This window comes from Methanosarcina mazei S-6 (assembly GCF_000970205.1).
Classification (GTDB): Archaea; Halobacteriota; Methanosarcinia; order Methanosarcinales; family Methanosarcinaceae; genus Methanosarcina; species Methanosarcina mazei.
The window spans coordinates 2,976,593-2,990,069 of record NZ_CP009512.1; the positions used below are offsets into that span (position 1 = coordinate 2,976,593).

General features: G+C 44.3%; 9 protein-coding genes. 6 read left to right on the forward strand and 3 right to left on the reverse strand.

Translation table 11 applies throughout. The features are described from left to right. Positions 1 to 210: 210 nt before the first annotated feature. The 4 genes from argH (at position 211) to MSMAS_RS12785 (ending at position 5,748) form a co-directional block, all read left to right on the forward strand. Entirely contained in the window at positions 211 to 1,686 is a 1,476-nt protein-coding gene (argH, locus tag MSMAS_RS12775; protein WP_011034231.1) for an argininosuccinate lyase, read from the forward strand. Positions 1,687 to 2,002: 316 nt separating this feature from the next. Then, positions 2,003 to 3,280: a Glu-tRNA(Gln) amidotransferase subunit GatD gene (gene gatD / locus MSMAS_RS12780; RefSeq protein ID WP_011034230.1), complete on the forward strand. Its 1,278-nt coding sequence runs from the start codon at positions 2,003 to 2,005 to the stop codon at positions 3,278 to 3,280. Positions 3,281 to 3,823: 543 nt separating this feature from the next. Further along, complete coding sequence (locus MSMAS_RS19270) at positions 3,824 to 3,985, forward strand: symporter small accessory protein (RefSeq protein ID WP_015412450.1); 162 nt, start codon at positions 3,824 to 3,826, stop codon at positions 3,983 to 3,985. A 107-nt stretch (positions 3,986 to 4,092) separates the two neighbouring features. Further along, positions 4,093 to 5,748, forward strand: a complete 1,656-nt coding sequence (locus tag MSMAS_RS12785; protein WP_048046587.1) for a sodium:solute symporter family protein — start codon at positions 4,093 to 4,095, stop codon at positions 5,746 to 5,748. 283 nt (positions 5,749 to 6,031) lie between these two features. Here MSMAS_RS12785 and MSMAS_RS12790 read toward each other — a convergent pair whose 3' ends face one another. Next, entirely contained in the window at positions 6,032 to 7,291 is a 1,260-nt protein-coding gene (locus MSMAS_RS12790; protein WP_048046590.1) for a nickel-dependent lactate racemase family protein, read from the reverse strand. A gap of 174 nt (positions 7,292 to 7,465) precedes the next feature. After that, on the reverse strand, positions 7,466 to 8,728 hold the full coding sequence (locus MSMAS_RS12795) for a nickel-dependent lactate racemase family protein (RefSeq protein WP_011034227.1): 1,263 nt from the start codon (positions 8,726 to 8,728) through the stop codon (positions 7,466 to 7,468). A gap of 534 nt (positions 8,729 to 9,262) precedes the next feature. Between MSMAS_RS12795 and cooS the strand changes: the two genes are divergently transcribed. Then, complete coding sequence (gene cooS, locus MSMAS_RS12800) at positions 9,263 to 11,167, forward strand: anaerobic carbon-monoxide dehydrogenase catalytic subunit (RefSeq protein ID WP_048046592.1); 1,905 nt, start codon at positions 9,263 to 9,265, stop codon at positions 11,165 to 11,167. 105 nt (positions 11,168 to 11,272) lie between these two features. On the opposite strand, the gene MSMAS_RS12805 is transcribed toward cooS, so the two are convergent. Continuing rightward, the gene (locus MSMAS_RS12805; RefSeq protein ID WP_048046594.1) at positions 11,273 to 11,965 is read right to left on the reverse strand and encodes a metal-dependent hydrolase; all 693 of its coding nucleotides are present in this window, start codon (positions 11,963 to 11,965) and stop codon (positions 11,273 to 11,275) included. 203 nt (positions 11,966 to 12,168) lie between these two features. Between MSMAS_RS12805 and MSMAS_RS12810 the strand changes: the two genes are divergently transcribed. Next, complete coding sequence (locus MSMAS_RS12810) at positions 12,169 to 13,356, forward strand: DUF2117 family protein (RefSeq protein ID WP_230633262.1); 1,188 nt, start codon at positions 12,169 to 12,171, stop codon at positions 13,354 to 13,356. Positions 13,357 to 13,477 lie beyond the last annotated feature (121 nt).

Genomic DNA, 13,477 nt, shown 5'->3' on the forward strand with positions numbered 1-13,477 from the left:
GGGTGTGGATATTATAACAAAGTGCTCAGAATTAAACCTTTTACGGTTTTACCCGGAAAACTCCCGAAAACCGATTCATATTTAAGTATTTGAAATAATACCACGCTTCATATTTAAGCCGTTATTACACATTTAAAATAGATATTCTCACAACATATAATATTCACAATTAGATAGAGGACATATTTAAAATTATACAGAGGACACCCGATGAGCAATATTTTAAGGAGAGGCAGGCTTGAAGCTGCCCAGGATGAGGAAATTTTACGCTACACCTCCTCTATGGAGGCCGACCGATGGATATTTAATGCCGACATAGTGGTTGACCTTGCCCATACGGTAATGCTGAGAGAGCAGGGCATTATAAAAGAAGAAGATTGCAGCAAAATCCTCAGCGGGCTTTTAAAGATAAGGGAAGAAGGCATGGAAAAGCTCGACTTCAGCTATGAAGACATACACATCTCGCTTGAATCCAGGCTCATCGACATGGTAGGAGAGGATGTGGGAGGCAGGATGCACTCCGGGCGTTCAAGAAACGATGAGGTTGCAACCTGCATCAGGCTGACTCTCAGGGAAGAACTTCTCGGGCTGCTTGAAGAAATATTTGCATTAAGAAAAACTCTTGTCAGCCTCGCAGAAAAACACAGTGAAACCCTTATGCCTGGCTTTACCCATCTCCAGCACGCCCAGCCGACCACTCTGGCTCACCACCTCTGTGCACACGAATCTGCTCTAGGCAGGGATTTTGACAGGGTGCAGGACGCTTTTTCACGGGTCAACCTCTGCCCGCTTGGGGCTGCTGCATTTGCATCTACCGGCTTTAACCTCAACAGGAAAAGGACTCAGGAACTCCTGGGCTTTGAAGGGCTTCTGGAGAATTCTATGGATGCAGTCAGCAGCAGGGATTTCCTTATCGAATGCGCCTCTGTGTTTTCGAATCTCATGATAAACCTCAGCAGAATAGCTGAAGAACTTGTAATCTGGTCTTCATCAGAGTTCAATTTCATTGAGCTTGACGATATGTATGCTTCCACTTCTTCGATTATGCCCCAGAAGAAAAACCCGGATACTGCGGAATTAATGCGCGGAAAAACAGGAGTTTCTGTGGGCGCCCTTATGTCCCTGCTCACGATCTGTAAAGGCCTGCCCCTGAGTTACAATCGCGACCTGCAGGAAGCAACACCCAATATCTGGCGCTCGGTTGAAACTGTAAGGGCTTCTGTCAGGGTAATGGAAGGAATGGTCAAAACCATGAAAGTCCATCCCGACGTGCTCGCAGCCGAATCAATAACGGGTTTTACAACAGCTACCGAACTTGCGGATACCTTTGTCAGGGAAACAGGAATCCCCTTCAGGACTGCCCACCAGATAGTAGGAATGCTTGCAAAGGAAAGGGAAAAGCCAACAATGGAAAAGATAGACTCTGCATCTGAGGTTGTTCTCGGGGAGTCGCTTTCAAGCAAAGGATTAACAGAAAATATGGTAAAGGAAGCTCTCAATCCTGAATCCAATATAAAAAGAAGAAAAATTCCTGGAGGCCCTGCTCCTGAGGAAATGAAAAATTATCTATCAAAAAGGAAGACTGAGCTTGAACTGAACGCACAGGAAATTGCAACCCTGAAAGATATAATAGACTCGGCTTTTGAAAATCTGCTTTCAGTGGTTGAAGAATACAGAAAAATCTGAGTGCGGTGGTTTTAAGCGCAGAAAACACGTTTAATTTTAATATTATTTCAGACCTTTTAGTATTGCACAGATTATACAGAATAAAACTGCATCATCGGAACGGCACTAAAACGCTCTTACAGCTTGAAACTCACTATTATAGATAACAGCTTGAAACATACTATTATAGATACCAGCTTAAAAAGCACTATTATAGATTATATACTAATTACAATGACTAAAACTAAACTTTCAGATTATATACTTATTACAATTACCAAACTTACAGATTGTAACTCATTACTATGCTAAATGATCATAAGAAAAGGGATTATTCATGGAATTCAAACAGGGCGATCGGGTACGCATTGAAAAGAACGGCACTGTCTATGAAGGCAAAGTAATGCCTTCCATGGAGGGATATATCACAATAAAAATGAAAAGCGGTTACAACGCCGGTTTTTCCATAGATAAGGTCAGTATAACTCCCCTGGAAAATAACGGGGAAGCTGCAAACGGAGGAAATGGGGGAAAAAACGGGCAAAAAGAGCCTGAGCCGGCAAAAGAAAAAGTTTCTAAACCTGGGCTCCCGAAAGTTTCTATCCTTTCCACAGGAGGGACAATTGCCAGCAAAATAGACTACAGGACAGGTGCGGTTACATCCCAGTTTACTGCGGACGATATCCTCGCTGCAATTCCTGAATTGAAAGAAATTGCAGACTTTAAAGGGAGGGCAATCTCAAGCATCCTTTCCGAAAACATGGACCCTGATTCCTGGCAAAACCTCGCCAGAGCAGTCGTTGAAGAAATCGAAGCCGGAGCTGATGGAATAATTGTCACTCACGGGACGGACACCATGATGTATTCTGCTGCAGCCCTTTCTTTTATGATAGAAACTCCTGTGCCTATCGTTTTTGTAGGTTCCCAGAGAAGCGCAGACCGCCCCAGCAGCGACAATGCCATGAATGCCATCTGTGCAGCAAGGGTTGCCATAAGCGATATTGCCGAAGTTGTGGTGGTTATGCACGGCACAAGCTCGGATGACTACTGTGAAATCCATAGAGGGACAAAGGTCAGGAAAATGCATACCTCCCGCAGGGACGCTTTCAAGTCAGTGAATTCTCTTCCGATAGGGACAGTGGATTACGATACAGGAGAAATAAAGACATTTATCGAATACACCGGACGCGGAGAAAAGTCCCTGAAATTCAAACCCGGAATGGAACCGAAGTGCGCCATTGTGAAGTTTACTCCCGGAGCGGACCCCTCAGTCCTTGACTGTTATGTTGACGGCGGCTATAAGGGGCTTGTCCTTGAAGGTACCGGCCTGGGGCACGTTTCCACAAAATGGATTCCTTTTATCCGGAGAGCTGTGGACGCAAAAATGCCTGTAATAGTCACATCCCAGTGCCTTAACGGCAGGGTTTGTGACCGTGTTTACGATACAGGCCGTGACATGCTGAAAGCCGGTGCAATCGAAGGAGAAGACACTCTTCCCGAAACAGCCCTTGTAAAGCTTATGTGGGTACTCGGTCAGACAGATGAGTTTGAAAAAGCTGTCAGTATGCTCGGAGAGAATCTCAGCGGGGAAATCAATGAGTGCACTCTGAGATAAAATTCCCGAAAACTCTAAAAATCATACAAAGAACCCTGAATCGGGTTCATCTTTAAGTTTTTTCATCTTTAAGCTCTTTCATCTTTAAGCTCTTTCATCTTTAAGCTTTTTCATCTTTAAGTTTTTTATAATATTTTTTCTAGCTAATTTTATATTTTTTTAGCAGGTAGTCAGATAAACTGATAGATTTATTTTACGAGCAGATAATCGAGGATAGAAAGCTGTTCAGAGGTCAGCAGAGCTTTTTCTGGACCTGTTAAAACACTTTATTTAACAACTACTCTACTACCCCGATTATATTATTTTTAGTTACAGAGAGGGAAACGACAATACTGCATATGTGCGAGAAAAGAGTGGGACTTAAATCTGGCTGCGTAAAGAGATCCGGATTAGAGAGCTATGAAAAATATTTGAATTCAGAGAGTTCACTTCAATGTAAAATTCATTCCGCTCAACATATTTAAATAACAAAAAGCTATAATGTACTGTGCTAACAGGTGTCATGTTAGCTGATAGCAGGAAATTATAGACAGGTGGTAGTACATGTTAGTTTTAGGAATTGAGGATCCACAGATCTGGCTTGCATATTTGTTTTGTGTATTGAGCGCACTCGGATGCATGATTTACGGGGCATTGAACTGGAAAAGCGAAGAAGAAAAGGCAGTCAGAAGTGGAGCTCAGAAATCAGCAGCTCAGGATCAATAACTCAGGATTAAAACATCGATCCCGGGCTAAACTTAACTCTCGAGTTCAGGCGATCTTTTTAACATGCCTGTGAAAAACAGCAGTTAATCTATTCTGGAATGGTCTTTATGGCAATCAGTACTTCAACTCTTATCCTGTTTGTAATTATTTATCTTGCAGCCACTTTCTATGTCGCTTACCTGGGATACAGGAAGAACTCCCAGACAGACGGGTATATGCTTGCAGGTAGAGGAGTTCACCCTGCGATCATGGCACTCTCGTATGGAGCTGCGTTTATCAGTACTTCCGCAATAATCGGGTTTGGAGGAGTAGCCGCTTCGTTAGGGATGGGGCTCCTGTGGCTTGTGTTTATGAATATCTTTTTTGGAATCTTCATTGCTTTCGTAGTTTTTGGTCCCCCAACACGCCGCATGGGACTGAACCTGGGAGCCATAACGTATCCCGAATTTATAGGAAAGCGCTTCCAGTCAAAGTTTATTCAGGCATTTTCCGGGATTTTAATAGGCATTTTCATGCCTCTTTACGCTGCAAGCGTTATAATAGGAGCCGGAAGATTTCTTGAGACCAGCCTTGGGATCAATTACAATATTGCCCTTATAATTTTCACCATTATAATCGCTTCTTATGTGATAAAGGGCGGTCTTCTCTCGGTAATGTATGTGGATGCCATGCAGGCTATTCTTATGTTGCTTGGAATGGGTTTCCTGCTTGTCTTTACTTACGTTAAGCTTGGAGGAGTTGTTGAAGCCCACCAGGCCCTAACAAGTATGTTAAACCTTGTCCCTCAGGCACTTATAGATCAGGGGCATAGAGGATGGACTTCAATGCCTGAAGCTGGCTCCCCTATATGGTGGAACATGATTTCCACAATCATAATGGGAGTCGGAATAGGTGTTCTTGCACAGCCCCAGCTCGCAGTCAGGTTCATGACTGTAAAGGATGACCGTTCCCTGAAAAGAGCGGTTGCTGTTGGAGGTCCTTTTATCCTGATGATGGCAGGAGTCGCTTATGTTATAGGGGCTCTTTCGAATGTGTATTTCTACAGGACTATGGGCATGATTTCCCTTCAGGTTGTGCCGGATGGGAACACTGACCTTATAATGCCCACTTTCCTGAACCATGCCATGCCTGAAATGTTTGTAACGCTCTTCATGCTCAGCCTGCTTTCAGCTGCAATGTCCACAGCAGCTGCCCAGTTCCATACAATGGGCACAGCCATAGGATATGACGTCTACCAGCAGAGCATTATGAAGGGCAAGTCTACAGCAACTGTCCATGTTACAAGATTGGGAATTACCTTTACCATCCTGGTTGCAGTCGTTCTTGCGTATATCCTGCCCGGAAGCATTATTGCCAGGGCTACTGCCATGTTTATGGGCCTTTGCACTTCTGCCTTCCTGCCCCTGTTCATCGGAGCACTTTTCTGGAAGCGCACAACAAAAGCCGGAGCAACTGTAAGCCTTGTAATAGGGTCTTTAAGCAGCCTGTTCTGGTTGACATTTGTCCATGCAAAAGAAGCAGTGCCCCTCGGGATCTGCCAGGCAATTTTCGGAAAAGAAACACTACTTGCAGGCACCTGGACTGTTGTAGACCCGATCCTGATCGCAACCCCTCTCTCTCTCCTTGCGCTGGTCGCAGTAAGCCTTATGACACCCCAGTTTTCACCTGAATTCCTGAAGAAAGCTTTCAGTAGAAGGTTTGAAGACGAAGAGGAAAAGTCAGAAGCAGCATCACAAAAGAAGGTTGAATCTACAGGCGTTTAAACCTGTATCTTAAGAAGCAGGCGTATTTTTATACGTCTATTCTTTTTCAATTTCATGCTATTTTAGTCTGGCTTTTATTCTAATTTTAGTCTGGTTTTTATTCTAATTTTAGTCTGGTTTTTATTATTAATCCCAAATTAGAGATTTAGAGAAGTAGTTTTGAGTTTTGGGATTGGATTATAAATAACTGCCAGTTCAGAAAAGATAAATCAGACAAAGATAAAATAAGAATAAAGAAAAAGACCTTTTTGAGAGATCTTTTTGATGCAAGGCTTGGAAATTTTTAATTTTCTTTTCTCACAGGCAGGGTTTGCCCGCCATGAGGCATAACGTGGATCTTTGCTTCAGGGTTGTCCGAAAGGACTGCAGACAGGGCTTCCTGAACGCTCCCCATAGGAATAAAGAATGCATCTCTGGCTTTTTCTTCCGGAAGCTTCGAGACAAGGTAAAGCCTGAACTTTTTTGCAGCGATTGCAACGATTGCACTCTTGTGCCCTCCGAACTCAAAGCAGTGCTTGAAGCGCTCTATTGCATCATCAGGATTTTTGCACTGCATGTTCCAGCACTCATAGACCTGGTTTCCTATTCCTTCCTCACATTCCGCTACAAGGATGATAGAGCCTCCTTCCTTTACAGCCTGAGTTGCATTATCAAGGGCTTTGTTTGCCTGGTAGAGGTTGATGTCTTTGGGATAGCCGCCGCAGGAAACGACAACAGCGTCTGCAGGCTCTACAGGCGCTTTATACATGGCATCCACAAACTCAATCCCTTTCCTGTGGGCAGCAATGAAATCGCCTGCAACTGCGGCAACGATTCCTTTCTTGCTGTCAAGTATGACATTAAGAATGAATTTAAGACCAAAGGCCTCTGCAGCTTCCTCCATATCCTGCCTGACAGGGCTGTCTACCCTTCCGGAAACTGCATTTTCTTCGATCATCATTTTATGGTTTGTAAGCACGGATTCCTCGGAACTTACTCCCGGGAGTATGGACTTTGCCCCTCCGCTGTACCCTGCATAATAATGGAATTCAATTCCACCGGTACCAATGACAAAATCAGCATCGAGAACTTCCTCAAAGACCTCAATAGGAGTGCCACGGCTGGTTACCCCTATCCTCCTGCACCTGGAAGTGTCGTGCTGGATGCAACGGATTTTTTTGTAAATATCTTCCCCGACCAGCTTCTTAGATTCCTCTTCAGTCTGCTGGCGGTGAAGCCCGAGAGCAAATACAATGGTAATGTTCTCATCTTTTGCCCCGCAGAGGTAAAGCTCTTCGAGCAGGGGAGGAAGAATCTTTGCTGTAGGAGTGGGCCTTGTGACATCACTCACAATAATTGAAATTTTCGAATCCGAATTTACAATCTCGGATAATCTCCTGCTTTTTACTGGATTTTCGAGAGCCTTTTTGATTAAGAGGGCTCCATCCTCCCTTTCTTCAGGTTCAGAAGGAAGGATTATACTGGAGAAGTTTTTTTCGGGGATACTCAGCTCAGAAAAACCATTTCCGAAAGCAAGTGGAATCTTTTTTATATTTGTCATCATGTTCGTGCCGGTGATTTCGTATTGATTATATAAAACCATATAGGTAAACAATAACCGAGATTAAAATTACGCTTCAAACTTCAGTTGAATAAACAGTTCAGTTTTTACCAGGACATTAACAGTTTTCAATTTCTACCAGTATGTTTCATTATTGCGGCTTCCCTTACTATTTCCTTATTTACGTACTGGAAGAGTCCACCCTCCATCGGGTATTATGTGAACTTTTGCTTCAGGGTTTTCGGCAAGAATGGTTTCAAGGGCTTCCTGCACACTTTTTGCAGGAATGAAAAAAGCTTTTATGCTTTCATCCTCGGAAAGTTTTGAAACAATATAAAGCTTGAACTGTTTTGCAGCTTTTGCAACTATCGCGCTCTTGTGCCCTCCAAACTCAAAGAAGTTCTTGAAGCGTTCTATGGCGTCATCAGGGCTCCTGCACTCCCTATTCCAGCACTCGTATACCTGGTTTCCGATTCCTTCCGCACATTCAGCTACGAGTACTATGGACCCTCCTGCTTTTACAGCTGGGACGGCATTTTCCAGAGCCTTTGTTGCCTGGTAAAGGTTGATGTCTTTAGGGAAGCCTCCGCAGGAAACAATGACCGCATCTGCAGGTTCAACCTTTACTTTGTACATGGAATCTACATATCCTGCCGCTTCCCTATGAGCCTGGATGAAGTCTCCGGCAACGGCAGCAACGATTTCTTTTTTGCTGTTGACCACTACATTCAGGATAAAGCGAAGGCCTGCAATCCCTGCGGCTTCTTCGATATCCTTCCTTGCGGGGCTGTCAGCTCTCCCCAGAAGAGGGTCACCTTCGAAGAGTTTGCTATAATGGCTATGGAATGAAAGTACCGATTTTTCCGAACTTACTCCCGGAAGGATAGACTTTCCTCCACCGCCATAGCCTGCGTAATAATGAAATTCCACGGTCCCGATACTGATTATCAGGTCTGTATTCAGAGCATCTTCGAAAACCTCGACAGGTGTGCCAAAACTAGTCTCTCCTATATGAACACACCTATTCCTGTCGTGCTGCACAAACCGGATATTTCGAGAAACATCATTCCCCAGAAGCTTTCTGCACTCTTCTTCAGTCTGCTGGCGGTGTAGCCCGAGAGCAAATACAATGGTAATATTCTCGTCTTTTGCCCCGCCGAGGTAAAGCTCTTCGAGCAGGGGAGGAAGAATCTTTGCCGTAGGAGTGGGTCTTGTGACATCACTCACAATAATTGAAATTTTTGAATCCGGATTTACAATCTCGGATAATCTCCTGCTTTTTACGGGATTTTCGAGAGCTTTTTTGATTAAGAGAGCTTCATAATCCTTTTCTTCAGGTTCAGAAGGAAGGATTATACTGGAGAGGTTTTTCTCGGGAATATTCAGCTCAGAAACGCCGTTTCCGAAAGCAAGCAGAATCTTTTTTAAGTTTGTCGTCATGTTCGTGCCGGTGATTTCGTATTAATTGTATAAAATCATATAGGTAAACGATAGTAAAAGTATGTATGAAATCAATAGTAAAAGTATGTATGAAATGAAATTTAAATTTGCTTATTTAAACCGGTGTTCTGCCCCTTTCTGAACTTCTGGAAAGTATTGGATTGGCTTTACCAATTCTCATAATATTATAAGTCCTTTACTTTTTGATCCAGGCAAAAATATGTAGAAGGAAAAACCAGCGAGCTTCATCCGGCAATACGAGATCAAGATACTGAAAAATCGTGTATGTTACATCCTGTAACCCTCTTTTTTCAACTAACTTTCAATCCTGGAATCTCTATTTTCAGTCCTGACACCTGCTGTTCTTTTAATTAATTGTAAATATTTCCTGCGCTTATATACTGATAACTGCAAACAGGTCTGGAACGAACATCTGCTTCACGGGAAAATGTTCAGACATTTCACAATATGAAGGGAACTTCTGACCTGTTAGGAAAGAAAAAGGAGTAGCAGTTATCCGGGGAGTGTTATAGCATGGATAAAGAGAGGATTTCCTATCACGAATCCGTTCAAAAGATGTATGAGCGGATAAAGGCAGACAATATGACAAATGTCTGGGACCGTTATGAGGCTCAGGGAATAGGAGGGGTCCCTGACAGAAGATGCACTTTCTGTATGGCAGGAGCCCGCTGTGACCTGTGTTCGAATGGTCCCTGCCGTTCGGACGCTTCAAAAGACAAAAGAGGGGTTTGCGGGATCACTGCCGACGGAATGGCAATGAGGATGATGCTACTCAGAAACGTAATGGGGGCTTCGACCTACCACTACCACACAGATCAGACCATCCGGACTTTGAGAGAAACTGCAAGGAATAAAACTCCCTACAGCATCAGGGAGCCTGAGAAACTAAAAACATTCGCCAACAGGTTGGGAATAGATATTTCAGGAAGTGATGCTGAAATTGCCCTTAACCTGTGCGAATTTGTTGAAAAAGACTTTAACCGGCCCGCGTATGAGCCAAGCAGAATAGTTGAGATCCTTGCCCCTCCTGAAAGAAAGAAGAGGTGGGAAGAACTGGGGATATTTCCGGGAGGAATCTACGGGGAAATGATGCTTTCCACAAGCTCCTGCCTCACAAACGTAGACGGGTATTATGTAAGCCTTGCCCTGAAAGCAATGCGCCTTGGAATTGCAATGGCATACCAGAGCCAGATAGTAAACGAATACTGCCAGGACGTCCTTTTCGGGATTCCAAGACCCCACACTATGAGGGTGGACCTCGGGGTTCTGGACCCTGAATATGTAAATGTGCTGCCTAACGGGCACGAGCCTTTCCTGGGATTTGCCATGGTACAGCTTGCGAGAAAACCTGAGTGGCAGGAAAAAGCAAAGGCGGCGGGGGCAAAAGGTCTCAGGGTCATTGCCAGTATAGAAACCGGGCAGGAAATGATCCAGAGGTGGGAGGAAGACGATGTATTTTACGGTTTTACAGGGAACTGGATTTCCCAGGAAGCGGTGCTTGCGAGCAGGTGTGTTGACCTTTTTGCCGCAGACATGAACTGTTCACTTCCAGTTGCTCCGCTTTACGCCGAGAAGTACAATTTTAAACTTATGCCTGTGAGCGACCTTGTGGCCTTCGAGGGGATAGAAGAGCGCCTTAATTATGACCCTGTAGAAGCTGAAGAGCAGGCAGCAAAGCTTCTGGATATGGCAGTTGAAAATTTCAAGAATAGAAACAGCTCAGGAGAAGCGGCACTGAATTTTCCAGCAGGAGAAGCTGTTGTCGGATTCTCAACTGAAAGTATCCTTGATGCCCTTGGAGGCACCCTTGACCCGCTACTGGATGCCATAAAAAGCGGCGCAATCAAAGGAGTTGTCGGGATGGTATCCTGCACCACATTACGTGACTACGGGCAGGACGTGCACAGTGTTGCCGTGGTAAAAGAACTGATCAAAAGGAATATCCTTGTCCTTTCCATGGGTTGCGGGAACGCAGCCATGCAGGTGGCAGGCCTCTGCAGCCCCGAAGCCAGAGAATATGCTGGAGACAGCCTTAAGGCTGTTTGTGAAGCACTTGGAGTCCCGCCAGTGCTAAGTTACGGGACATGCACCGACACCGGTCGGCTTGCTGATCTCCTTGGAGCTATATCCGGAGCCCTTGGAGGAGTGCCCGTTCCTGACCTACCTGTTGCTGCCGCAGCTCCCGAGTACATGGAGCAGAAAGCTACAATAGATGCTATCTTTGCTCTTGCGCTGGGGCTCTATACATATGTAAACCCCGTACCTACCGTTACCGGGGCACCGAACCTTGTCAAATTGCTTACAGAAGACTGCCGGGAAGTCACAGGAGGCCTCCTGAATGTAGAAACGGATGCATTAAAGGCAGTTGACGGGATAGAACAGCATATAATGGAAAAGAGAAAAAAGCTTGGGATCTGAAGATCCCGGCTTCTATTTATTTATTTATTTATTTATTTATTTAGTTAGTTAGTTAGTTAGTTAGGTTAGTTAGTTAGTTAGTTAGTTAGTTAGTTGTTCTGGAAATTAAAGCTGTATTGACTCTCCGGGACTCATGATAATTACTTTCGTATCAACCTTTGCTTCCACGGCTTTTCGGAACTCTTCAGGGTCCTGCCTGATGACATCAAACGTATTATAGTGCATCGGCACAACGATCCGGGGCTCGATAAGTTCAACAGCTTTTACAGCTTCCTTTATGCCCATGGTAAATCTGCCCCCTATAGGCAGCAGGGCAATTTCGGGTTTGTAAAGCTCTCCAATGAGCTGCATATCTCCAAAAACTCCAGTATCCCCAGAATGATAAACAGAATATCCTCCGATATTTATTACAAAACCTGCAGGGCTTCCTCCATCGAAGCTGAAACCGGAGGCATCAATTGAAGAAGAATGAAGTGCATGCGTCATTGTAAGGGCTATGCCTTCCACTTCTACTGTGCCTCCCTTGTTCATGCCTTCGGCAAAGACACCTTTTGATTTTATATAATTTGCAACTTCATGAATCGAAATAATCCTGCAGCCTGTCCGGGCTCCGATCTCGATAGTGTCTCCAAGGTGATCCCGGTGGCCGTGGGTTACGGCTATTATGTCCGGGTTAAGGTTTTCAGGGCTGCAAGGAGCTTTCGGGTTTTCTGAAATAAAAGGGTCTATCAGGAGTTTCTTTTCAGCTTCGAGCAGAAAAGCAGCATGCCCGAGCCAGGTAATTTTCAAATCAGCCATTTCTCTTCCTCAAAGTCAGTCATTTTTCGTCAAGACGTAACAATGTGTAATGTAATTTTCGATAATGACCGGAGAGTTAGTATTAAATTACCGGATGAGGGACATACAGGAAACAGGTTATGTTTGAAGAAAAACATAAGAAGAATACCAGCTGTAATAAAGGGTCATAATAATATGTTCCTCTCAGTTAAAATCAAATGAAAATGAAGATGGAAATGAAAATCAGCCTTGTAATCCACGGACCCGAAGTAATCGATTCGGGAGAAACTAAAATAGTTCTGGAAAAACTTTCCTGCCTCGGCGAAGTAAAAGCGGAGCTTGGCGGAACCATGGGAAAAACAGCCGTAATTGACGCCGGGCTTGAAGTAATCATAGATACAGGCAGGCACTTAAAGCCAAGCGTCTGCATAGAATCTTTTTTTGAAACAGCCGACCTTATTTGCCTTCTGAACCGGGGAAAAACTCTGGAAACAGGCAAAATCTTCGGAGCAAAGGTCGCTGCCCGCCTGAAAGATCCCGAAAAGAAGCCCCTGGTTCAGATCGAAAGCCCTGGCTGTTCCTGTGGAAAGCTTATTCCCCTGAATAAAAAAGCTGAAAGCTTTATTGAAAAACTCTCCGAAACCCTCGGGGTTCCTGCAGAAAGCCCTCTGATTTTCCACAACCCGATTTCCACAGAAACTTGCGCAAAAACCGGAATAACCAGAATAATCCGCGAAATCTCAGGGGTTCTTCCGGGAGAAAATATCTTTGTAAATGGGATTGTTATCGGAAAAGCATCATCTTCAAAAATAAGGATAATCTCCGAAAACGGCTTCATCACTGCAATCGAAGGCGGAGAAATAAAAGATCACGGTCTAGAAAAGTTACACAATTACAAAAAAAGAGACCCTGTAGACCTTGCAGGAGCCTGGATAAAAAGCGGAGACATCAGAAGAAGCATTCCCTCACTTCCGGAGGTCCGGGAACAAAACTCCAGCGCCATCAAATCATATTTTATTTCCGAAGACAGGGCGGGGAGTATCATACCTGGAAAAGTTGTGCTTATTGACCATGAAGCTGAGAAATCCTACGAACTTTCTGCAGGGGCTGAGCTTGTGGTTACGGTTGGGGATGACACTACAGCCATAGCAGGAGATGTCCTCTACAGGCTTGGCATCCCTATCATCGGGATCACAGACGGAGACTGCGACAATGTTACCTGCGAGCCAAAAACCTTTTCGGGATCGATTATCCTCAGGCTGGAACCTGGAAACGATGATATCGTGGGCATGAGGATAAAGAAGGAGCTTTTAAAAGGACAAAATTCGGCTGTTTTTGAGGATCTTCTAGCTTTTAAAGAAGAGGTTCTGAAACTGGCAGAGCCTTCCATTGAGGCTGTTTTTAAATATTGAAAAACCCTGACCTGCACAGCAATATTTGATATATCGGATCATTCCTGTCCTACTCAACGAGGAAGAGTGACCAGTCAGGTAGAGTGTTTGAGCACTCACTTTGAATTTTTAGCTATATGAA

Coding starts and splice junctions, on each gene's coding strand:
- gatD (WP_011034230.1), top strand. CDS start 2,003: ATGGAATTCAAACAGGGCGATCGGGTACGCATTGAAAAGAACGGCACT.
- MSMAS_RS12790 (WP_048046590.1), bottom strand. CDS start 7,291: ATGATGACAAATATAAAAAAGATTCCACTTGCTTTCGGAAATGGTTTT.
- MSMAS_RS12785 (WP_048046587.1), top strand. CDS start 4,093: ATGGCAATCAGTACTTCAACTCTTATCCTGTTTGTAATTATTTATCTT.
- MSMAS_RS19270 (WP_015412450.1), top strand. CDS start 3,824: ATGTTAGTTTTAGGAATTGAGGATCCACAGATCTGGCTTGCATATTTG.
- MSMAS_RS12805 (WP_048046594.1), bottom strand. CDS start 11,965: ATGGCTGATTTGAAAATTACCTGGCTCGGGCATGCTGCTTTTCTGCTC.
- cooS (WP_048046592.1), top strand. CDS start 9,263: ATGGATAAAGAGAGGATTTCCTATCACGAATCCGTTCAAAAGATGTAT.
- MSMAS_RS12795 (WP_011034227.1), bottom strand. CDS start 8,728: ATGACGACAAACTTAAAAAAGATTCTGCTTGCTTTCGGAAACGGCGTT.
- MSMAS_RS12810 (WP_230633262.1), top strand. CDS start 12,169: ATGAAGATGGAAATGAAAATCAGCCTTGTAATCCACGGACCCGAAGTA.
- argH (WP_011034231.1), top strand. CDS start 211: ATGAGCAATATTTTAAGGAGAGGCAGGCTTGAAGCTGCCCAGGATGAG.